19 protein-coding genes are annotated in these 20,082 nt (G+C 60.7%); 9 read left to right on the top strand and 10 right to left on the bottom strand.

Annotated elements, in window-relative coordinates; genetic code table 11:
- Positions 1-41 precede the first annotated feature (41 nt).
- From JNO51_RS12480 to JNO51_RS12455, 6 genes are all read left to right on the top strand, one after another.
- A complete protein-coding gene (locus JNO51_RS12480; protein ID WP_215777701.1) occupies positions 42-824 on the top strand; it encodes an ABC transporter substrate-binding protein in 783 nt (260 codons plus the stop codon).
- 244 nt (positions 825-1,068) lie between these two features.
- Positions 1,069-1,680 carry a porin family protein gene (locus JNO51_RS12475; RefSeq protein ID WP_215777698.1) on the top strand — a complete coding sequence of 204 codons (612 nt, stop codon included), beginning with the start codon at positions 1,069-1,071 and terminating at the stop codon, positions 1,678-1,680.
- A gap of 341 nt (positions 1,681-2,021) precedes the next feature.
- Positions 2,022-3,416 carry an amino acid permease gene (locus JNO51_RS12470; protein WP_215777696.1) on the top strand — a complete coding sequence of 465 codons (1,395 nt, stop codon included), beginning with the start codon at positions 2,022-2,024 and terminating at the stop codon, positions 3,414-3,416.
- 175 nt (positions 3,417-3,591) lie between these two features.
- Entirely contained in the window at positions 3,592-4,335 is a 744-nt protein-coding gene (locus JNO51_RS12465) for an ABC transporter substrate-binding protein (RefSeq protein WP_215777693.1), read from the top strand.
- Positions 4,336-4,675: 340 nt separating this feature from the next.
- Positions 4,676-6,553, top strand: a complete 1,878-nt coding sequence (locus JNO51_RS12460) for a methyl-accepting chemotaxis protein (protein ID WP_215777690.1) — start codon at positions 4,676-4,678, stop codon at positions 6,551-6,553.
- Positions 6,554-6,668: 115 nt separating this feature from the next.
- A complete protein-coding gene (locus tag JNO51_RS12455; protein WP_215777687.1) occupies positions 6,669-7,706 on the top strand; it encodes an aldo/keto reductase in 1,038 nt (345 codons plus the stop codon).
- A 7-nt stretch (positions 7,707-7,713) separates the two neighbouring features.
- Here the strand turns inward: JNO51_RS12455 and JNO51_RS12450 are convergent, their stop codons facing one another.
- The 8 genes from JNO51_RS12450 to JNO51_RS12415 are packed head-to-tail and all read right to left on the bottom strand — an operon-like array spanning position 7,714 to position 14,976.
- The gene (locus JNO51_RS12450) at positions 7,714-7,965 is read right to left on the bottom strand and encodes a hypothetical protein (protein ID WP_215777685.1); all 252 of its coding nucleotides are present in this window, start codon (positions 7,963-7,965) and stop codon (positions 7,714-7,716) included.
- Positions 7,962-8,879: a polysaccharide deacetylase family protein gene (locus JNO51_RS12445; protein WP_215777683.1), complete on the bottom strand. Its 918-nt coding sequence runs from the start codon at positions 8,877-8,879 to the stop codon at positions 7,962-7,964. The genes JNO51_RS12450 and JNO51_RS12445 overlap by 4 nt, the downstream gene beginning before the upstream one ends.
- Entirely contained in the window at positions 8,879-9,925 is a 1,047-nt protein-coding gene (locus JNO51_RS12440; RefSeq protein WP_215777681.1) for a bifunctional UDP-4-keto-pentose/UDP-xylose synthase, read from the bottom strand. The genes JNO51_RS12445 and JNO51_RS12440 overlap by 1 nt, the downstream gene beginning before the upstream one ends.
- Before the next feature lie 21 nt (positions 9,926-9,946).
- Positions 9,947-10,870: a formyltransferase gene (locus tag JNO51_RS12435; protein WP_215777678.1), complete on the bottom strand. Its 924-nt coding sequence runs from the start codon at positions 10,868-10,870 to the stop codon at positions 9,947-9,949.
- Positions 10,867-11,808: a glycosyltransferase gene (locus JNO51_RS12430; RefSeq protein WP_215777676.1), complete on the bottom strand. Its 942-nt coding sequence runs from the start codon at positions 11,806-11,808 to the stop codon at positions 10,867-10,869. Before JNO51_RS12430 ends, JNO51_RS12435 begins: the two co-directional genes overlap by 4 nt.
- 6 nt (positions 11,809-11,814) lie before the next feature.
- A complete protein-coding gene (locus JNO51_RS12425; RefSeq protein WP_215777674.1) occupies positions 11,815-12,939 on the bottom strand; it encodes a DegT/DnrJ/EryC1/StrS aminotransferase family protein in 1,125 nt (374 codons plus the stop codon).
- A 13-nt stretch (positions 12,940-12,952) separates the two neighbouring features.
- Complete coding sequence (locus JNO51_RS12420) at positions 12,953-13,324, bottom strand: SMR family transporter (RefSeq protein ID WP_215777671.1); 372 nt, start codon at positions 13,322-13,324, stop codon at positions 12,953-12,955.
- Complete coding sequence (locus JNO51_RS12415) at positions 13,321-14,976, bottom strand: glycosyltransferase family 39 protein (protein WP_215777669.1); 1,656 nt, start codon at positions 14,974-14,976, stop codon at positions 13,321-13,323. The genes JNO51_RS12420 and JNO51_RS12415 overlap by 4 nt, the downstream gene beginning before the upstream one ends.
- Positions 14,977-15,097: 121 nt before the next feature.
- Here JNO51_RS12415 and JNO51_RS12410 point away from each other — a divergent pair, with 121 nt between their 5' ends.
- Positions 15,098-15,574 carry a WbuC family cupin fold metalloprotein gene (locus JNO51_RS12410; protein ID WP_215777667.1) on the top strand — a complete coding sequence of 159 codons (477 nt, stop codon included), beginning with the start codon at positions 15,098-15,100 and terminating at the stop codon, positions 15,572-15,574.
- Positions 15,575-15,692: 118 nt separating this feature from the next.
- The gene (locus JNO51_RS12405) at positions 15,693-16,139 is read left to right on the top strand and encodes a universal stress protein (protein WP_215777664.1); all 447 of its coding nucleotides are present in this window, start codon (positions 15,693-15,695) and stop codon (positions 16,137-16,139) included.
- 104 nt (positions 16,140-16,243) lie between these two features.
- On the opposite strand, the gene JNO51_RS12400 is transcribed toward JNO51_RS12405, so the two are convergent.
- The gene (locus JNO51_RS12400) at positions 16,244-17,884 is read right to left on the bottom strand and encodes a methyl-accepting chemotaxis protein (protein WP_215777662.1); all 1,641 of its coding nucleotides are present in this window, start codon (positions 17,882-17,884) and stop codon (positions 16,244-16,246) included.
- A 143-nt stretch (positions 17,885-18,027) separates the two neighbouring features.
- Here JNO51_RS12400 and JNO51_RS12395 point away from each other — a divergent pair, with 143 nt between their 5' ends.
- Positions 18,028-18,666 (top strand): alanyl-tRNA editing protein, encoded by a 639-nt coding sequence (locus JNO51_RS12395; RefSeq protein ID WP_215777659.1) that lies wholly within the window; start codon positions 18,028-18,030, stop codon positions 18,664-18,666.
- A gap of 83 nt (positions 18,667-18,749) precedes the next feature.
- On the opposite strand, the gene JNO51_RS12390 is transcribed toward JNO51_RS12395, so the two are convergent.
- Positions 18,750-20,048, bottom strand: a complete 1,299-nt coding sequence (locus JNO51_RS12390; protein ID WP_215777657.1) for a tetratricopeptide repeat protein — start codon at positions 20,046-20,048, stop codon at positions 18,750-18,752.
- Between the last annotated feature and the right edge of the window lie 34 nt (positions 20,049-20,082).

The following is a 20,082-nucleotide window of genomic DNA, read 5'->3' as shown; positions in this document are numbered from 1 at the left end:
GGCTGATGCGGTTATCAGCCGATTTGTCCCGGGGTCTTGGCATGCGGTCTTGGCTGCACTCTTGCAGTGTATTTCATTGGGCCTTGTGCCTCTCCTTCCTGTTCTCGCTGCCTGCCCTGGCGGCCGTGCCGGTCGTACAGCGCTTTGTGACCGAAGAGTTTCCCCCCTATAGCCAATGGCATGACGGTCAGCTTGAAGGACCGATGGAGGCCATTCTGCAGCAGGTCTGTGTGCGTATGGGCTGGCGATGCCAGACGACCGTGATGCCCTGGCGACGTGCCTTGCGAATGATGGATCAGCATCTGGCCGATGGTATCTATGTGGTGATGGATATTCCGGCCCGGCGGGCTGCCATGCATGTGTCCTTGCCGGTGCTGCAAGGCCGTTACAGCCTGTATGGCCGCGAGGAGAGTCCCTGGCGCTATGCCGGCCCGGCCAGTCTGGCGGGGCTGCAGATCGCAGCGTATGGGCCTTCTGCCACGGAGTATGCGCTGGATCAGTTGTTGCGGGGTGTGCCGGCCCAGAAGCTCGAGGAGCTGGATAACCTGACCGCCATGAGTAAATTGGCCAGGCGGCGTTATGGCCGGGATGGCCTGGTGTTCATTAATGATGATGTCGCTGCCTGGCTGATCCGCCAGAATGCTTATTCCGGGCTGGTGCTCAAAGCCGCCATCCAGCCCATCCAGTACTGTTTTGGCCTGTCGCGCCGCTGGTCGGAGAACGAGGTCAGACGCTTCAATGCCACGCTGTCTCAACTGTGTGTCAGTGGCGACACCGAGCGTATCGCCAAGCGCTACGGGTTGCATGCCGCACCCTGCCACTGACGACAGGCCTTTCCGTCTTGCGCTGTTGCCAGCCCCCCTCCTGCTGGACAAGCTGCCCGGCCTGCCTTCACCCCCTGTTGGGTCATGCCGGACGGCAGGCTTGTGCGCGGACTGCAGGCAATAACAAAAATGCATTATATGTAATTATTTGTTATCTTTTCGTGTTTGATTTATAATCATCGGCCCTTTGTTCAGTGGGTTCGATGCATGTCTGCACGTGCCGGACCCTGCTTTGGAGAAAAAAATGCAAATGAAAACGATCCGGCTGGCCGTCCTGGCTTCGGTGCTGGTTTCTGCCGGTGCCTATGCCGCAGAGCCGTTTGTCGGCCCCACGGTTGGTCTGAGTGTCAGCAGCGTGCGCAGCACGGTGGATTTCGGTGGTTCGCTGAATATTCCGTCCATGTCGACGACCCGGACCACTTCGGATCTGAACGTCGGTTACGGTTTTGCCGTGGCACCGAAGGTGGTCGTCAATACCGGCATGAGCATCAATCTGGATCAGCCTTCGCTCGGCAGCTCGAGCTACCTCGGTGGCACCGAAACGGTGTCCGGCAAGATGAAGGATCGCTGGTCGCTGTCGGTGGCGCCGGGCTATCTGGTGACGCCCAAGCTGATGGCTTACGGCAAGGTGGCTTATCAATATGCCAATATCGAAGTCAATGACAGCTTCGTCGGCTCCGTCACCAAGCACTTCCATGGCTGGGGGTATGGCGTCGGTGTGGCCTATCAGCCGATGGCTCATGTAGAGACCAGTCTTGAGTGGCTCAAGACGGAATACAGTACTCAGCACGATGGCATGTCCACCGGTCGTCCGATGACGTCTGCCGTGACGCTGGGCGTGAATTACCGCTTCTGATATTGATGGCGGTTCAGGCGGGGGGCATTGCGCTCCCCGTTTTGTTTTTTGTAGGGCATTTACCCGTTCTGAAGATTGCTCTTCTTTGCTTTTCACGTTAAATCTTTGCTTGAACAGAGATTTCATCCGTTGCAATTTGGCAACCCGCATTACCCCATGACCAATGAATAAAAAATCCGTCAAAACCGATGGTTGTTGGATTTATCTTGATGTCATTGTCTTTGATGCGGCATGTTTTTTTGTCCCTGGTGTCACATACCGGCAATTTTCTTGACACATGTTTGGCACGGACTTACAAAGTCTGTGGACATTTTGATCACCAAACTGGGAAAAAACACATCATGAATGACAGCCCGGAAGAGAAAAAGCTGCATCGCGGCCTGGAGTCGCGACATATCGAACTGATTGCCCTGGGGGGCACCATCGGGGTCGGCCTGTTCATGGGCTCGGCCAGTACCCTGCATTGGGCAGGCCCCTCTGTGTTGCTGGCCTATGCCATTGCCGGCCTGTTCATCTTCTTTATCATGCGCATCATGGGCGAGATGCTCTATACCGAACCGGTCACCGGCTCGTTTGCCGTTTACGCCCACAAGTATCTTCATCCTTATTTCGGCTACCTCACCGCCTGGGGTTACTGGCTGATGTGGGTGGCGGTCGGCATTTCTGAAATCACCGCAGCCGGGGTCTACATGCAGTACTGGTTCCCCGGCCTGCCGCAATGGATCCCCGCCCTGGCCTTTGTCGGTATCCTGGCGGCTTCCAACCTGCTGGCCGTGCGTCTGTATGGTGAGTTCGAGTTCTGGTTCGGCCTGATCAAGATCTCCACCATCGTGGTCATGATCCTGGTGGGCCTGAAGCTGATTTTTGTCGGTAGCGGCAGCATGCCGGCCACCGGTTTTGCCAACCTGAGCGTACATGGCGGCTTCTTTGCCGGCGGCTGGCAAGGTTTCCTGTTTGCCCTCTGTCTGGTCGTCGCAGCCTATCAGGGGGTCGAACTGGTCGGGATTACTGCGGGTGAGGCCAAGAATCCGCAGGTGACGCTGAAGCGTGCGGTGAACAATATCGTATGGCGTATCCTGATCTTCTACATCGGCGCCATTTTCGTCATTGTCACCATCTACCCGTGGAACCTGATCGGCACCACCGGCAGTCCCTTTGTGCAGACCTTCTCCAAGATTGGTATCAGCACGGCGGCCGGCATCATCAACTTCGTGGTGCTGACGGCGGCACTGTCCGGCTGTAACAGCGGTATCTACAGCTGTGGCCGCATGCTGTTCACCTTGTCGCAGAACCGCCAGTTGCCGGCCTTCCTGTCGCGCGTGTCCCGTGGTGGTGTGCCGGTCAATGCCATCTGGGTCACCATCGCCTTCCTGTTGCTGGGCTCCGCACTGAACTACATCATTCCGAATCCTGAGCGCGTGTTTGTGTATGTCTACAGTGCCAGCGTGTTGCCGGGCATGGTGCCCTGGTTCGTGGTGCTGGTGTGCCAGGCCCGCTTCCGCCGTGCTCATGCGGAGGCGATGAAGGATCATCCCTTCAAGTCGGTGCTGTTCCCGCTGGCCAACTACCTGACCATCGCTTTCCTGATCTGTGTGCTGATCGGCATGCTGATCAATCCGGATACCCGGGTCTCGCTGATTGTCGGTACCTTGCTGCTGGCCGCCGTCTCGGTCTGCTACAAGGTGTTTGGTCTGGGGCACAAGCAGCGTGCTGCCGTGTCGGCCGAATCCGCCTGACCAATTCAGGCAGGTCCTTCCGGAAACCCGCTGCGGCGGGTTTTTGCATTTCATTCTCCATGCCTGGCGGCACCCCCGCAGACAGAGAACAGCTTGGCAGTAAAAAATGATATTGGCATGAATTTGTGGTAGGGTACGAACACAAACATTCATCGAGTCGACGGGAACGTAGGTGATGAGACGATCAGCAAGCTGCCTGGGGCCTGGTATGGTGGCCATTTGTCTGGCGCTGGCCTGTCTGTCCGGCAGGGCTGATTCTGTGCTGCAGCTGGTGACGGAAAATCAGCCTCCCTTGAACTACGAAGACAATGGTCATATTGCCGGTCTGTCCAGCGACGTCATCGCCGAGATGTTGCGACGGGCTCATCTGAGCGGTCAGTTCAGCGTACTGCCCTGGCCTCGTGCCTATGCCCTGGCTTTGCAATCTGCCAATACCTGTCTTTACTCCACGGTGCGTTCCGCCGAGCGTGAGCCTTTATTCCGTTGGGTGGGGCCGATCGCGGTCAATCAATGGGTGCTGTATGCGGGGCCGGGCTTCAAAGGCCGCATTGGCTCGCTGGATGATGCCCGCCCTTACCGCATCGGCGGTACCCTGCGCGATGCCAAATCCGATTTTCTGCGCGCCAAGGGCTTTACCCGCCTGGACCTGGTGAGTGATGAGGCGCTCAATGCCCGCAAGCTGATGGCGGGGCATATTGACCTGTGGCTGGCGGCGGCCGGTCGCGCCCAAACCCTGATTGCTCAGGATGCCTTTCATGGCATTCGCCCCTTGCTGGTCATCGGTCAGTCCGACCAGTATCTGGCCTGTCACCCGGCCACGACACCGGAAACACTGGCCGCGCTCGACCTGGCCCTGCAATCCATGCGCAAGGACGGCACGTTGCGTCGCCTGACCGGGATGTTCAGTCCCGTTCCCTGATGTCCTTTTTTGTCCAGACGCCCCTTTGCGCCGGATCCACCGGTCTGTCATGGCCTTTGCCTGCCCCCGTGGATCTCTCAACATAAAAGCAAATGCTTTATATTTGCAGGTTTAAATTAAACCGATAATCACAAATGCCGTCCGGGTGCAATCAGTATTTTTACTTGGGTTGGTGTCGCACCACACTCAGCAAAAATTCCGCTGCAATCTGTGTTCCGACAAGGTATCTTTGCGCAAAAAATGCTCATTGTTCCATGTGAGTGTAATAAAAAATGCCAAATGGATGACTCTTGCCGGTGGGGGAGTCGTTGGATGATGAACGAAACAGGAAAAGCCAATCATGCGTTCACTACGTGTCAAACTCATTGTGTTTGTTGCCATGCTGATGGCCTTCATCAGCCTGGTGATTGCCGTGCTGGTGTACAGCCAGATGCGAAGCGGCATGCTCGAGGGGGTGGATCATGAGTTGTCGGGAACGGCACATGGTTATGCCACCTTCGTAAAAGACTGGTACGACGGCAAGCTGACCAATGTCGTGGCCGCCGGTGGTCTGGCCGAGATGGCCGATCCGGTACCGGCCCTGGGCAAAATCAGCGAGGCCGGCGCCTTTAATAAATCGTATATCGGTTTTTCTGACAAACACATTGTCTATTCGGATGGCCATGCCGCCAAACCGGGCTACGATCCGACGGCCCGGCCGTGGTTCAAAATGGTGGCCGGCAGCGGCAAGCCCGGCGTGACGCCTCCTTATGCCGACTTCACTACCGGTCGCCTGACGGTGACCTTTGCGGCACCGGTCATGAGTGGCGGCAGTCTCAAGGCCGTGGCCGGTGGTGATGTGTTCATCGACGATCTGGTCAAGACCGTGTTGTCGGTCAAGTTGCGTGGTAACGGCTTTGCTTTCCTGGTCGGCAAGGACGGCAAGGTGCTGGCCCACCCGAATGCCCAGCTGACCCTCAAGCCCCTGAGCAATATCGCCCCGGAGCTGACGGCAGACCGGCTGGCCAGTGCGTCGGGCAGCGGCGAGACCCTGCAGGTGGCCATGGATGGCCAGTCGATGTATGTGCAGATCATTCCGGTGGCCGGGACGGACTGGCTGCTTGGCGTGGCCATGGACACTTCGGTGGTGACCGACCCGATGACCAAGGTCGTGATCACCATTGCGCTGACGGTTCTGGCGGCGCTGATCATTCTGGTGCCGATTGCCAGCCTGGTGCTGGCCGGCATGCTCAAGGGGCTGCAGCGACTCAAGCAGGCCATGCAGGAAATCTCGCAGGGTGAGGGCGATCTGACCCGCCGCATCGATGTTCCCGGCCAGGATGAAATTGCCGAAACCGCCAGTGCCTTCAATGTCTTCATCGGGCAGCTGCAAAATATGTTCCAGGGCGTGAAGCTGGAGGCAGACCGCCTGATCGAAGGCGTGCAGGGTGCAGGCCAGTCGATTGAGAAGGTGGTCAGTGACTCGCGTGAAATTTCTGATGTCTCCAGCGCCAATGCCGCGACGCTGGAGCAGATTACCGTCAGCATTTCGCATATCTCCGAGGCCGCCAATGAGGCGGATGGGCTGGTGGCGCAGACCGGTGTGGTATCGAGTGAAAGCGCCGGTGACATGGACAAGCTGTCGCAAGAGATGGGTGGCACGGTGACCGTGGTCAAGGGCCTGTCGGAAATGCTGTCCTCGCTGGATCAGCGTTCCCAGCAAATTTCCGGTATTACCGAGGTGATCAAAGATATTGCCGACCAGACCAATTTGCTGGCACTGAATGCGGCCATTGAGGCGGCGCGTGCCGGTGAGATGGGGCGCGGTTTCGCGGTGGTGGCCGATGAGGTTCGCAAGCTGGCTGAGCGTACCGGTGGTGCGACGCAGGAAATTGCCGGCATGGTCGAGCTGATTCGCAGCGAGACCGGTCAGGCAGTCAGCAATATGCAACTGACCGTGCAGTCGGTCGATGGCGGGGTCGGGCTGACGCAGAGTGCGGCCGAACGCATTGCCTCGATTCAGCAGTCCATGCGCCAGGTCGAAGCCAAAATGAACGAGATCGCCCTGTCCACCAGTGAGCAGCACAAAGCTACCACGGTGATTGCCCAGAGTACCGAGCGCATCAATGGTCGCATTATCGAGAATGATCACTCGCTGGGTCAGGTGCACCAGACCCTGTCGACCCTGAGTCAGGGGGCCTCGCGCATGCGCGAAATGTTCTCGCGCTTCAGAGTCTAGTTCGCAGGGAAGCGGATCTCGAGCAACCCGGCCGCGGCCGGGTTTTTCTTTATCCACGCTGCATGATGAAGGACTATGATGTGCGGATTGTCGCCAATGCGAGGGAGTGCAGAGCATGAAGTATCGTTTGTTGGGCCAGACCGGTCTGTATGTGTCGGAGTTGTGCCTGGGGACCATGACCTATGGCAGTGAAGGCTTCTGGAAGGTGATGGGCGGGCTGGAGCAGCAGGCCGTCAACGCACAGCTGCGCTATGCCTTCGATCACGGGATCAATTTCATCGATACCGCCAATGTCTATGCCCTGGGTCAGTCGGAGACCCGCGTTGGCCAGGCGCTGAAAGATCTCGGCCTGCCGCGTGACCAGCTGGTCATTGCCACCAAGGCGACCGGTATCATGAACGACAAGACGCCCAATGACCGCGGGCAGTCGCGCTACCACCTGATGAATCAGCTGGACGCCAGCCTGAAGCGCCTGCAAGTGGATCATATCGACCTGTACCAGCTGCATGGTTTTGATCCGCTGACGCCCTTCGAGGAGTCCCTGTCGGCGCTTGATGACATGGTGCGCAGCGGCAAGGTGCGCTACATCGGGGTCTGCAATATGGCGGCCTGGCAGATCATGAAAGCGCTCGGGGTGTCGGCAAGGCACGACTGGGCGCGCTTTGTCAGTCTGCAGGCGTATTACACGCTGGCCGGGCGTGATCTGGAGCGGGAGTTGCTGCCGCTGCTGCGTGACCAGGGCATGGGGCTGATGGTCTGGAGTCCGCTGGCCGGTGGCTTGCTGAGCGGCAAGTTCCAGCGCGATGGCAGCGGGCCGGCAGGCAGTCGGCGGGCAAGCTTTGACTTTCCGCTGGTCGACAAGGATCGGGCGTTTGACTGTATCGATGCCATGCGACCGATGGCCGAGGCGCGCGGGGTCTCTGTGGCGCAGATTGCGCTGGCCTGGCTACTGGCGCAGCAGACGGTCAGTTCAGTGATTATCGGTGCGCGCACCACCGAGCAGCTGCAGGACAATATCGCCGCCAGTCGCGTGCGCCTGCAGGATGACGAGCTGGCTTTGCTGGATCAGGTGAGTCGTCTGCCGGAAGAATATCCGGCCTGGATGATCGAGCGGCAGGGGCAGTACCGCAGCACCCCGCCAGGGCACGATTGAAAAACCGTCAGGCAAGCATGGCCGCGGTGACGACAAAGTCGTTGCCGTGGCGTTGCACCAGTTTCTCCAGCCGCAGGCTGAGCGTCGGCCAGGATTCCTGGAGCAGGGCCAGGGCAGCCTCCGGTGTACCGTCCGGCTGCTGCAGCCAGGCAAACAGCGCTTGCGGTTCGACATGGAAATAGGCCGGATAGCCATCCAGCCGGGTGTTGACCAGAATGCGCAGCGAGCGGTCAACGCGGGCGCCGAGCAGGGGCATCATGAAGACACCACCGCCGGGCCTTGCAGCGCCAGGGTACCGCTGCGTCCGGGAATCTCGCCCATCTCGACCTGACAGCGGGGCAGTTGGCCGACATCCAGTCCGGCAAACATTTCGGCGCAGGAAACCAGCTGATAGCCCTGTTGTTTCCAGCCACTCAGCAGCCGGTCCAGGGTGTCGAGCAGTCGCAGGCCTTCCAGCTCGGCGTGCAGGGTGTAGACATGCCCTGTCTGCGGAGGTGTGCTGGTCTGGTCCAGAATCACCTGATGCACGTTGTCGGCGGTCAGGCCATCCAGGCCGATCAGTTCATCCAGGGTCGGCAGGGTCGTTGGCAGCTGCGGCACACCCAGCACGCGGCCTTCGGCATCGACCGGCTGGAACGGACAGCGTCCGCGACCGTCGGAGGCGTAGTCGAGCTGCAGCGTGGCTTCATGGGCGTAGGCGGCCGTGTTCATTTGCCAGCCCGCCGCGCCATGGGTGCGCGGAGGCTGACCGAAGATCTGTTCAAAGCGCTGTGCGGCCTTGTTCATCTCGCGCTCGGTCCAGGCGGCGTCCTTGCCGGCCACAAAGTCCTGCCAGCGGATATGGTCCCAGGTGTGGATGCCGACCTCAAAGCCGGCATCTCGCACGCCCCGCATCAGCACCGCTTCGCGGCGGCCGATGTCCGGGCCGGGCAGCAGGGTGCCATACAGCAAGGTGCGGATACCATAGTGCTCGACCACCGAGGTGCGCGACACCTTCTGCAGGAAGCCGCGGCGGAAGACTCGCCGGATGGCGCGGCCGGTATGGTCCGGGCCGAGGCTGAACAAAAAGGTGGCGCCCGCCTGGTGGCGGGCAAAGAGTTCCACCAGGCGTGGCACACCGTCACGGGTGCCGCGCCAGGTGTCGACATCCACCTTGAGTGCCAGCTTGGTCATTACTGGTCGGCCAGGTCGCGCGCGGAGGCGGCTTGATCGCGGTAGAAGTCGAAGATGCCCTTCAGCGCGTCATCCATGGTAACCGTCGGTGCCCAGCCCAGATCGGCCATGGTGTTGGCGATCTTCGGCACGCGGTTCTGCACGTCCTGATAGCCCTTGCCGTAGTACTCGCCGGAAGTGGTTTCCAGCAGCTGCACCTTGGCGGCATGCTCGCGGTATTCCGGATAGGCGGCGGCCAGCGTCAGCATCATGTGGGCCAGTTCGCGGATCGAGAAGTTGTTCTTCGGGTTGCCGATGTTGTAGATCTGGCCCGAAGCCTTGCCGTCCTTGTTCTCGATGATCTTCATCAGCGCGCTGATGCCGTCGTCGATATAGGTGAAGGCACGCTTCTGCGCCCCGCCGTCCACCAGCTTGATCGGTTCGCCGCGCACGATGTGGCCGAGGAACTGGGTGATCACGCGGCTGGAGCCTTCCTTCGGGGTGTGGATGCTGTCCAGACCGGCGCCGATCCAGTTGAACGGACGGAACAGGGTGTAATCCAGACCCTCCTGCTGGCCGTAGGCGGCGATGACACGGTCCATCAGCTGCTTGGAGCAGGCATAGATCCAGCGCGGCTTGTTGATCGGGCCGTAGACCAGATCGGAATTTTCCGGATCGAACTCGGCATCGGTGCTCTTGCCGTAGACTTCCGAGGTCGACGGGAACACCACGCGCTTCTTGTACTTGGCGCACCACTTGATGATCGGCAGGTTGGCCTCGAAGTCCAGTTCGAACACGCGCAGCGGCGCCTGAACATAGGTGGCCGGGGTGGCGATGGCCACCAGCGGCAGCACCACGTCGCATTTCTTGACGTGGTATTCGATCCACTCGCGGTTGATGGTGATGTCACCTTCGAAGAAGTGGAAGCGCGGATGATCCTTCCACTCGAGGACGCGGTCGGCATGCATGTCCATGCCATACACTTCCCAGTCGGTGGTTTCGATGATGCGCTTGGTCAGGTGATGGCCGATAAAGCCGTTGACACCGAGGATGAGGACTTTTTTCATGTTGTCAGCTACCGTTTCGAATTAAATAGGGAGCGACGCGCGCTCACCGAAGCACGCGGCGAATCTTGCAGTATCCAGCGGGCTGCCGTCCAGATCTGCGTCAAGAATGCGTAAAACACCGCCATCGGCGCAGTCCAGTCGCAGGTGGGGACCATCGATACTCAGGCAGGCCCGATCGGCTTGTCGCCCGGCGACGTCCAGTCGGCGGGTTTTCCACAGTACCAGCCGGCCGGCCGGCGTATCGGCAAAGGCACCGGGGTAGGGATGAGACAGGGCGCGCACGAAGTTGTGCAGTGCCTGCGCCGATTGTCGACCATCCAGACGACCGTCTTCCGGGCCGCGCCCGCCAAAGTAGGCACCCAGGCTCAGATCCTGCTGCGTCAGTGTGGCCGTGCCGTCAATCAGCCGCGGCAGGCTGCGGGCCAGCACGATTTCGGCGGCAACCACCACCTTGTCGAATACTTCGGCAGCGGTATCGTCCGGCAGGATCGGCACGGCAAACTGATCCACCAGCGGACCATTGTCCGGCTTGACGTTCATCTGGTGCAGGGTGGCACCGGTTTCGGTTTCGCCGTGGATCACCGCCCAGTTGATCGGCACACGACCGCGATACTTCGGCAGCAGCGAGCCGTGCATGTTATAGGCACCGCGTGCCGCGCAGGCCAGCAACGGTGCCTTGAGCATCTTGCGGTAATAGAACGAGAACAGGAAGTCCGGCGCCAGGGCCCGGATCTGGGCCACGACAGTCTCGGCATTCGGATCTTCCGGCGTGATGACCGGGATGTCGAAGTCGGCGGCGACGCCCGCCACACTGTCAAACCAGATGTTCTCCGCGGGATTGTCCTCGTGCGTCACCACCAGCGCCACCTCGACGCCGGCGCCGATCAGCGTTTTGAGACAACGCACGCCGACGTCGTGATAGGCGAACACCACGGCCCGCGTCATTCTTTTTTCTCCAGCACGGCGCTGATCAGATAGCGCGGACGCTTGCGGACTTCCTGATAGATGCGGCCGATGTACTCGCCCAGCAAACCAATGCCGAACAGGGCAATACCGATCAGCAGGAAGGCAATCGCGAACAGGGTGAACAGCCCGCCTTCTTCCGGCCCGATGATCAGGCGCCGGGCGCCCATGTAGAGCACCAGCAGGGCCGACAGCATGGATACTGAAATGCCGAGGAAAGAGAACAGTTGCAGCGGCACCAGCGAGAATCCGGTCATCAGGTCGAAATTCAGCCGGATCAGCGAGTACAGCGAGTATTTGCTCTCGCCGGCGAAGCGCTCCTCATGGCCGACAACGACTTCGGTCGGCTTCTGGGCAAACTGGTAGGCCAGTGCCGGGATGAAGGTATGCAGCTCGTTGCACTGATTGATGGTATCGATGATGCGGCGGCTATAGGCTCGCATCATGCAGCCCTGATCGGTCATCTTGATGCGGGTGATGCGTTCGCGCAGGCGGTTCATGGCGCGCGACGCCAGGTGACGCCACATGCTGTCGTTGCGCTGGCGGCGGATTGAGCCGACGTAATCGTAGCCCTCGTCCATCTTGGCCAGCAGTACGCCGATATCTTCAGGCGGGTTCTGCAGGTCAGCATCCAGCGTCACGATCCGTTCGCCACGGCAGTGTTCGAAACCGGCCAGGATCGCGCGGTGCTGGCCGAAATTGCCATTGAACAGCACGACACGGGTCACCTCCGGGCGCAGATTGAACTGGTCGGCCAGCATGGCGGCCGATCGGTCACGGCTGCCATCGTTGATGAAAACGATTTCGTAGCGGATGGCCAGGGCGTCCAGTGCCGGATAGAGCCGGGCGAACAGGGCCTCCAGCACGGCTTCTTCGTTGTAGACCGGGATGACCACGGACAGATGGATAGTGTCAGTCATGTTGGTTCAATTTAGTACAGGTTGCATGACACGCAACAGCGCATCACAGACGCGATCAACATCGCTGTCCTGCATGGCAGGGAACAGCGGCAGGGTGATGGTACGATTGCCGATATCCTCTGCCACCGGGAAATCGCCGGCCTTGAAGCCGCGCGACTTGAACAGGGTGAACAGATGCATGGCGGGATAGTGCACGCCGATGCCGATGCCTTCTTGTTTCATGGCATCGATGAATTCCCCGCGCGACAGGCGCATGCGCGCCAGCGGCAGCAGCGGCTGAAACATGTGCCAGTTGCTGTTGGCAAAGTCGGCCGGCGGCAGTTCCAGGCCCAGCGCCGGATCCAGGCGATCGAAGTAGCGACGGGCCAGTTCGGCGCGACGGGCATTGAAGCTGTCCAGCCGTGCCAGCTGGCCCAGGCCGATGGCGGCGGCAATGTCGGTCAGGTTGGCCTTGCCCCCGAGGACATCGACGTCCATGGTGCCATCCGGCAGACGGGTGACACCCTGCAGGCGCAGCTTCTCGAACAGCCGGGCTTCTTCTTCGTTATTCATGACCAGGCAACCGCCTTCGCCACTGGTCATGTTCTTGTTCGGGTGGAAACTGAACGACACCAGATCGCCATCCTGGCCGATGCGGCGTCCGTTCCAGCTGGCTCCCATCGACTGGGCGGCATCTTCGACCACGCGCAGACCATGCTGACGGGCAAGCTGGTACAAGCGGTCACGATCCACGGCCAGACCACCCAGATCGACCGGAATCAGCGCCCGGGTACGCGGGGTAATGGCCTGCTCGATCAGGGACAGGTCGATATTGCGCGTGCGCGGATCCACATCGACAAACACCGGCGTGGCACCCAGCGCCAGAATGACATTGGCCGTGGCAATCCAGGACAGCGGCGTGGTGATCACTTCATCGCCGGGGCCGACGCCCGCAATCTGCAGCGCCATTTGCAGGGCGGCCGTGGCCGAGGTGACGACCCGTACCGGGCGTCCGCCAGTCCATTCCGACAGGCGTGCCTCGAACTCGCGGCAGCGCGGCCCGGTGGCGAGCCAGCCGGAGCGCAGTACCTCGGCGACCGAGGCGATGGTCGCTTCGTCGATATCCGGTCGGGTAAAAGGCAGAAAATCCATGACAATCCTCTCGTCAGCTGCGAGCAACCAGCACTACGCCAATGATGATCACGGCGATACCGGCCATGCGCTGGGCAGTGATCATTTCACCGAACAGCCACCAGGCAAGCAGGGCATTGACCACATAGCCGATCGAGAGCATCGGATAGGCCATGCTGACTTCGACGCGCGACAGGGCCAGGATCCACACCACCACGCTGACTACATAGCAGGACAGCCCGCCGAAAATCGGCAGATTGGTGGCCAGCTTCCAGCCGATCGGCAGGATGTTGGCGGGGGAGAAATCAAAATGCCCGATCTGGCGTACGCCGGCTTTCAGGCACAACTGGGCGGCTGCGTTGAGCAGCACGCCGAACAGGATCAGGGCAAACTCGATCAGTTTCATGGCTTGGCCACCACCAGGCGGCGCGGGTCACTGTAGACGACCCGCATCGGCACACCTTGTGCCTTGAGCAATTGATAGGTATCGGCGGACATCATGGCCAGTGCCCGATGACTGCCGTGCCAGCGCAGGACGAAGCCATCCAGCGTGGGAATCCACTTCGCCGGCTCGATCTTCTCGCCGAGCTCGAACTCGTCGACATAATCAACCAGCGTGACCGGGCGCTGCAGGTAGAAGGGCAGGGTCTGGTCATAGCTGCGCACCGAGAACACCTCGGTGTCGGGCGTCGGTTGCAGCCGCTGGACAATTTCCTTGCTGCTCTTCAGCTGCGCATAGGGGTTGTAGCCGATCATCGCCAGCGTCAGCGCCGACAGGCTGGCCAGCGACAGGGCGATGACCGCCGCCGTCTTGCGCTCCAGAACCAGAAAGCGCCAGGCGCAAGCCGTGCCCAGCACGAACACCAGGGCGCCGAGCGCAATATGGCGTGCCAGCGGCTGCAAGGCGCTCAGCGGCACATCCGCCTCTACCCAGCGGTGGCTGAAGAAGCTGGTGACCAGCAAGGCCAGCCAGAACAGCAGGGGAACCAGCAGGTGTTTCATCAGCACGGACGGCCGCTGACGCGACAGATAATGTCCCGCCAGCAGCGCCAGCGCCGGGAACATCGGCAGAATATACGAGGGCAGCTTGGAACCGGACAGGCTGAAAAACACGAAAATGAACAGGGCCCAGACCAGCAGCAGACGGTCCCGCTGCAGTGACTCGCGGCCCGCCCGCTGCATTCCCTGACGCAGAACGGCCGGCAGCAGGGTGACCCAGGGCATGAAACCGATCAGCAGGAAGGGCACGAAGTACCAGATCGGGCCGCTGCGGCGATGCTCTGTGGTCAGGAAGCGCTCGACATGCTCGTGAATGAAGAAAAACCGGGCGAAATCCGGGTTTTTCAGCGAGACCAGCACCAGCCACGGTGCCGTCAGCGCAAGCAGCAGGATGATCCCGGAGATCAGGTGCAGGCGGCGCCAGAAGGCAAACTGGCGGAACAGCAGACTGTAGAAAACCAGTACGGCGCCGGGGATGGCGATGCCGATCAGCCCCTTGCACAGGATGGCACCGGCCATGCCGGCCCAGCTCAGCCACATCCAGCCGCGACGCTCGCTGCGGCCTGCATCCTCGCGCTGAGCTAGCAGGAAGGCACACAGCGTCATGGTCAGGAAGCAGGTCAGACCAGTGTCCAGATTGAGAAAATGGCTGTTGAGCATCACCCAGCTGCTGCTGCCCATGATCATGGCCGCCAGATGGCCGGCATCGCTGCCCCACAGCCGGCGTGCCGTCAGGCCCACCATGCCGATGGAGAGGAAGCCGGCAAGCGCCGGCCAGAGGCGGGCGGCAAACTCGGTGATGCCGAACAGCTTGAAGCTGATGGCTCCCAGCCAGTAGGGCAGGGCCGGCTTCTCGAAATAGAGCAGGCCATTGAGGCGCGGCGACAGCCAGTCGCCACTTTGCAGCATGCCCAGCGACAGGGTGGCGTAACGCCCCTCGTCAGGGCTGATCAGGGTGTTGTGTCCGATCGAGCCGAACCAGATGACGGCAAAAACCAGCCAGGCGAACCAGGCATGTCGGGTCGGTGTCGCAGCGGTATCAAAGGTGTATGTGGTCATGGGTCGGCGGTGGACGCGGCGGGCTCGGGTGGACAAAGCGACGGGTGAATCGCCAAAGTCTGACATAATAACCATGCTGACTTGAAAGTACAAACATCCAATCCCCTTACCGAGGTCCTGCATGAAGAGCCTGAATCACGCCGATCTGGCTGCGCTGACAGCCAAGGCGGCGGTGGCGCCGCGTCAACGCGCCCATCAGAATTTTCACCCCGAACTGAGTGATCCGATCCAGCGTCTGGCCATTGCCATGGAGCCGGATACCTATGTGCGCCCGCATCGTCATCCACACAGTTTTGAACTGTTGATGCCCTTGAGCGGCTGTTTTGACCTGCTGCAATTTGATGACCAGGGTGTCGTGCTGGCACGCCATCGTCTGGGGGCAGATGGCCTGACCTTGTGCGAGCAGGACGCCGGAGTCTGGCACTCTGTCGTGTCGCTGGCTCCCGGCAGTGTGATCTTTGAAGTCAAGCATGGCCCCTATGTGCCGCCGTCTCCGGCGGATATGGCGGCCTGGTCGCCGGCCGAGGGCGAGCCGGCGGTTGCCGGCCTGATGGCCTTCATGCGCACGGCCAGGGTGGGCGATCGATTCGTGGCCTGAGCGCCCTCGCGCCCATGCCCGGCTAATCATTTGGCATCAGGCTTGCGCATGATCAATCCCTGCCGGTCATCCGGTCGCTACAGTGGCTGTATCGACGATGCATTGCAAGGAGCCTGTCATGCTGTACCAGCGCTTGTTTGTTCCGATTGATAACAGTACCCCTTCCGACCTGGCGCTGGATGAGGCCATCCGGTTGGGCAAGTCGCTCAAGGCCACGCTGATCATCGCGCATAGTGTCGATGCGCCGACCTTCGGCCGCGGGGCGCCGGAGTTGCTGGACAATGGCGATCTGGATAAACCGCTGGTCGATGCCGCACAGGATCTGCTGCAGACCGGGCTGGCCAAAGCCAGGGCTGCCGGCGTGACCGCTGAACTGCAGCTGGTGCACAACCGGGGCAAGCCGATTGCCCAGGTGTTGCTTGATGCTGCCCGGGACACGGCGGCCGATGTCATCATCATGGGGACCCATGGCCGCAGCGGCATCATGCATCTGCTGTTGGGCAGTGTGGCCGAAGGGGTGCTGCGCCAGGCGGACCTGCCGGTGCTGCTGGTACGCAGCGACTGAATGACAGACGTAGCAGAAGTATAAGAAGGGGTCAGGTCTTTCATTTTGCATTTCACGCAAAACGAAAGACCTGACCCCTTCTGCTGACCCCGTTTACGGACCGCTCAGAGACGGAAACGTGCCGTCAGCTCGGACAAGTCTTTCGACAGCGCCGACAACTGATTCGAGGTGGTGGCCAATTCTTCCACCGTGGCACTGTTGCCATCCGACATCTGTGTCATCTGCTCCATCCTTTGCGCCAGATCCGAACTGGCTTCGCGCTGTTCGCCCAGCGCCTCATTGATGGCGCCGATGGCCACGTTGACTTCCTGGCTGTGCGTCTCGATCTGATGCATGGTCTGCGCGGCCAGCTCGGCGCGCTCGCTCACCTGACGCACATCATGCAGATTGCCGTTCATCTGCGTCACCGCCTCCTGCACCCCCTGCTGGATGCTGTCGATCATCTGGGTGATTTCCTGCGCGGAGCTGCCCGTGCGCTCGGCCAGCTTGCGGACCTCGTCTGCCACCACCGCAAAGCCACGACCCGCCTCACCGGCGCGTGCTGCTTCAATGGCGGCATTGAGCGCCAGCAAATTAGTCTGGTCGGCCACTTCCTTGATGACCGTCACGATCGAATCGATATCGCGCACCTGCTGCGACAATGCATTCATCTGATTGCTGGTGGTCGATACCTCTTCGGCCACCACGCTGATCTGCTGCGCCGATTGTGCTGCCTCACCACCGCCCTGATGGGCCAGGGCACCTGCGTTGACCGCTCTTTGCGCGACTTCGCCGGCACTGTCGGCCACATGATTGATGCTCACCGTCAGCTGCTCGATGGTGGCGGCGGCAGAGCTGGTCGCCGCGGCCTGCTGTTGTGTGCTGCTGGACACATATTGCGCCATGCCCGACAACTCGTGCGCACTGTCGGAAACCTCGTGGGCACTGCGCTGGATGTGCGAGATCAGTTCATGCAGTCGTTCGCGCATTAACGCGAGGTGGCGGCGCAATTCGATGGCCTCGTCGCGGCTCGGTGCCTGCGGGGCCTCGTGCCCGGTCAGATCGCCCGCCTCGATGGTGTTGATCAGGTTCATGGCAGCGCGCAGCGGTTGCACCAGTCGCCCAGACAGGGCATAGGCCATGACCAGGGCCAGGGCCAGTGAAATGGCCAGCCAGATCGACAGCTCCACATAGGCGCGGGTGGCTGCCGATTCGGCATCGGTCTTGGCCTGCGCCATATTGTCGGCCTCGTGCTGGGCCCATTGCTCCATCACCTTCAACAGCGCACTGTTGGCCGGAATGAAGGTTTGGTCCAGATACAGGCGGGTGGCCTGTTGCGAGGCGATATCGTGCTGCGTCTGTACCAGTTTTTGCACCTGCAGGCTGCTTTGCTCGGTGGCTTCTCTGGCCTGACGGGCTGCTACCAGCAGGGTTTGTTCGCGCTCATCGCTCGCCAGCGGCGCCATTTGTGTCATGAGCTGCCCGATCTGCTGCCGGTCATCGCTGCTGCGGGCCAGCCATTGCTGACGCTCGGCACTGTCCTGCGCCAGCAGGGCACTGCGCAGCGCCAGTCCATTATCCAGTGTACGGTTGCCTAACTGATTGGCCAGCATGACTTTCGGGTAAGCTTGATCGGTCACGCGGGTGATTTGCTGCTGCAAATCATTGATTTTCAACAGCGCCATGCCGACGACAACGGCCATCATCAGGATGATGATGCCGAAACCACTCAGTATTTTCTGTCTGACTGATAGACCTGATTGCATGTTTTATCCACTCTTCCTTTGCGGGTTACGCCGGCGGTGCGCCGGATCAAGGGGGCTATTGTCAAAGGGAGCGGGCAATACAGCGCTTGCGACATATCAATCAGCGGGGCTTTAAAGAGATCTATTTTTTTGAAGGGGCTGGCATGACGTTCAAGCAATTCTGGGTTGACCCGCGGCAAACCGAGCTACAGACCACGCTGACCGCAGTGAACGGCCATGAGGTGCAGGTGGCACAGACCATCTTTTACGCCGAGAGCGGCGGGCAGGAGAGTGACCACGGCACGCTGGCCGGGCAGGCCGTGCTGCAGGCTCGCAAGCAGGGCATGGACATTATCTATACCCTGGCCAGTACCGATGGCCTGCAAGAGGGACAACGCGTGACCATGCAGATCGACTGGCCACGGCGCTGGGCGTTGATGCGCCTGCATTTTGCTGCCGAATTGATGCTGGAGCTGGTGTATCGCCGTTTTCCCGCCACGGAAAAGATTGGTGCCCATATCGCCGCCGACAAAGCGCGCATCGACTTCGTCATGGCCGAACCCATTACCCCCCATCTGCCGGCCCTGCAGCAGCAACTGACGCAGCTGGTCGCGGCAGATTTGCCCATTACCAGTGCGTTCAGCGATGAGGCGGCACAGCGGCGCTACTGGCAAATCGAGGGCTTCGCCCGTGTGCCCTGCGGCGGGACCCATCTGGCAAGAAGCAGCGAGGTCGGCGCGGTGCGACTCAAGCGCAAGAATATCGGGCAGGGCAAAGAAAGAATCGAAATTTATCTGCTCTGATACAGCAAAACCGGGGTCAGGTCTTTCATGTTGCAACCGAATGCAAAATGAAAGACCTGACCCCGGGTTGGCTGTCGCGGGATTTAGGGGCGACGGGCACTGACCAGCCAGCAGGCCAGCTCCGTGCCACCTTCCATACGCAGGGTTTCCGGGATGATGTCGATCTGGTCGAAGCCCATCCGCGCCAGCAGGTTGTCTGCATAAGCTTCGGCATGGCGGAAACGCCCATTGGGCTGGATCTCGAAGTCCTGAGTGCTGTCTTGCAGGGCCTCCAGGGTCAGGACCAGTCGGCCGCCCGGACGCAGCGCATGGTGTGCCTGCTGCAGGAAACCGGTCAGGTCACCGAAGTAGATCAGCAGGTCGGCGGCGGTGATCAGGTCGTACTGGGCAGAGTGCGAGGCCAGCCAGTCGATGATCTCGGCCTGCACCACCTGATGGTAATCTCCGCCCTCGCGGGCCAGGGTCAGCATTTTGTCGGACAAATCAACGCCGGTCAGGCTGACGCACTGCGGTTTGATCAGTTTGCCGACCAGGCCGCTGCCGCAGCCGGCATCGAGTGCGCGCAGGCCTTGACCGCAAGCGGTGGCCACGGCCTGAGCCACAATCTGTGCGCCACGATAACCGAGCGAAGCCTGATGGCTGTCGTAGGTGTCGGCATAGTCATCGTACTTGGCTTCGATATAGGCATTGGAGGCTCTGGCCGGTACGCTTTCTCGCAGGCAGGCCTGGTAAAGGTGCAAGGCGGTCGGATCCTGCGGGTGCAGGGCCAGGTGTTGCTGGTAGCAGGCGGCAGCTTCCTGCTGCCGGCCAAGCCGTGCCAGCGCCATGCCGCGCATGACCAGTGGCTGTCCTTCTGCCGGGGCCGCCACGAAGGCGCGCAGCACACACTCTGCCGCATCCTGCTCACGGCCCTGGGCCGTCAGCCAATTGGCGTAATTGGCCCAGGCCTCGACCAGGGAGTCGTCCAGGCTGACCGCCTGGGCATAAGCCTCTCCGGCCAGTTCGCTTTCACCCAGCTTCTCGCGCATTGAGCCCAGATTGTTCCAGATGCGGGCATTCTCCGGGTCAATCAGCAGCGCATGCTGGAAGAAGCGGACAGCCTGATCCGGTTGACCATGCGCAGCCAGCAGATTGCCCAGATCGTTGAGCCAGTCGGCACGAGTCGGGTCCAGTTCAATGGCGTGCATCATGCGCTCAATGGCACCCAGTACCTTGCCCTGGCGGAACAGCAGCAGACTGCCCAGATGCAGGGCAGGGGCATATTCCGGGTGCTCGGCCAGCAACTGCAGGCAGATGGCTTCCGCTTGAGGTATCTGACCCTGCTCAAGGGCTTTTCTGGCCTGAGCCAGCTCAGTATCCGCCTGTGGCTTTGATTGTTGCATGTGGTCTCCTTGCCCGGTCACCCGAATGGCAATA

Source organism: Paludibacterium sp. B53371 (genome assembly GCF_018802765.1).
Lineage (GTDB): Bacteria > Pseudomonadota > Gammaproteobacteria > Burkholderiales > Chromobacteriaceae > Paludibacterium.
This window is presented reverse-complemented; position numbering and strand designations above follow the sequence as displayed.

Excerpts from the sequence above, each read along its gene's own strand:
- JNO51_RS12460 (WP_215777690.1), top strand. The coding sequence starts at position 4,676 with ATGCGTTCACTACGTGTCAAACTCATTGTGTTTGTTGCCATGCTGATG.
- JNO51_RS12395 (WP_215777659.1), top strand. The coding sequence starts at position 18,028 with ATGACGTTCAAGCAATTCTGGGTTGACCCGCGGCAAACCGAGCTACAG.
- JNO51_RS12415 (WP_215777669.1), bottom strand. The coding sequence starts at position 14,976 with ATGACCACATACACCTTTGATACCGCTGCGACACCGACCCGACATGCC.
- JNO51_RS12455 (WP_215777687.1), top strand. The coding sequence starts at position 6,669 with ATGAAGTATCGTTTGTTGGGCCAGACCGGTCTGTATGTGTCGGAGTTG.
- JNO51_RS12440 (WP_215777681.1), bottom strand. The coding sequence starts at position 9,925 with ATGAAAAAAGTCCTCATCCTCGGTGTCAACGGCTTTATCGGCCATCAC.
- JNO51_RS12420 (WP_215777671.1), bottom strand. The coding sequence starts at position 13,324 with ATGAAACTGATCGAGTTTGCCCTGATCCTGTTCGGCGTGCTGCTCAAC.
- JNO51_RS12435 (WP_215777678.1), bottom strand. The coding sequence starts at position 10,870 with ATGACGCGGGCCGTGGTGTTCGCCTATCACGACGTCGGCGTGCGTTGT.
- JNO51_RS12430 (WP_215777676.1), bottom strand. The coding sequence starts at position 11,808 with ATGACTGACACTATCCATCTGTCCGTGGTCATCCCGGTCTACAACGAA.
- JNO51_RS12450 (WP_215777685.1), bottom strand. The coding sequence starts at position 7,965 with ATGATGCCCCTGCTCGGCGCCCGCGTTGACCGCTCGCTGCGCATTCTG.
- JNO51_RS12475 (WP_215777698.1), top strand. The coding sequence starts at position 1,069 with ATGCAAATGAAAACGATCCGGCTGGCCGTCCTGGCTTCGGTGCTGGTT.
- JNO51_RS12445 (WP_215777683.1), bottom strand. The coding sequence starts at position 8,879 with ATGACCAAGCTGGCACTCAAGGTGGATGTCGACACCTGGCGCGGCACC.
- JNO51_RS12470 (WP_215777696.1), top strand. The coding sequence starts at position 2,022 with ATGAATGACAGCCCGGAAGAGAAAAAGCTGCATCGCGGCCTGGAGTCG.
- JNO51_RS12465 (WP_215777693.1), top strand. The coding sequence starts at position 3,592 with ATGAGACGATCAGCAAGCTGCCTGGGGCCTGGTATGGTGGCCATTTGT.
- JNO51_RS12405 (WP_215777664.1), top strand. The coding sequence starts at position 15,693 with ATGCTGTACCAGCGCTTGTTTGTTCCGATTGATAACAGTACCCCTTCC.
- JNO51_RS12480 (WP_215777701.1), top strand. The coding sequence starts at position 42 with ATGCGGTCTTGGCTGCACTCTTGCAGTGTATTTCATTGGGCCTTGTGC.
- JNO51_RS12410 (WP_215777667.1), top strand. The coding sequence starts at position 15,098 with ATGAAGAGCCTGAATCACGCCGATCTGGCTGCGCTGACAGCCAAGGCG.
- JNO51_RS12390 (WP_215777657.1), bottom strand. The coding sequence starts at position 20,048 with ATGCAACAATCAAAGCCACAGGCGGATACTGAGCTGGCTCAGGCCAGA.
- JNO51_RS12425 (WP_215777674.1), bottom strand. The coding sequence starts at position 12,939 with ATGGATTTTCTGCCTTTTACCCGACCGGATATCGACGAAGCGACCATC.
- JNO51_RS12400 (WP_215777662.1), bottom strand. The coding sequence starts at position 17,884 with ATGCAATCAGGTCTATCAGTCAGACAGAAAATACTGAGTGGTTTCGGC.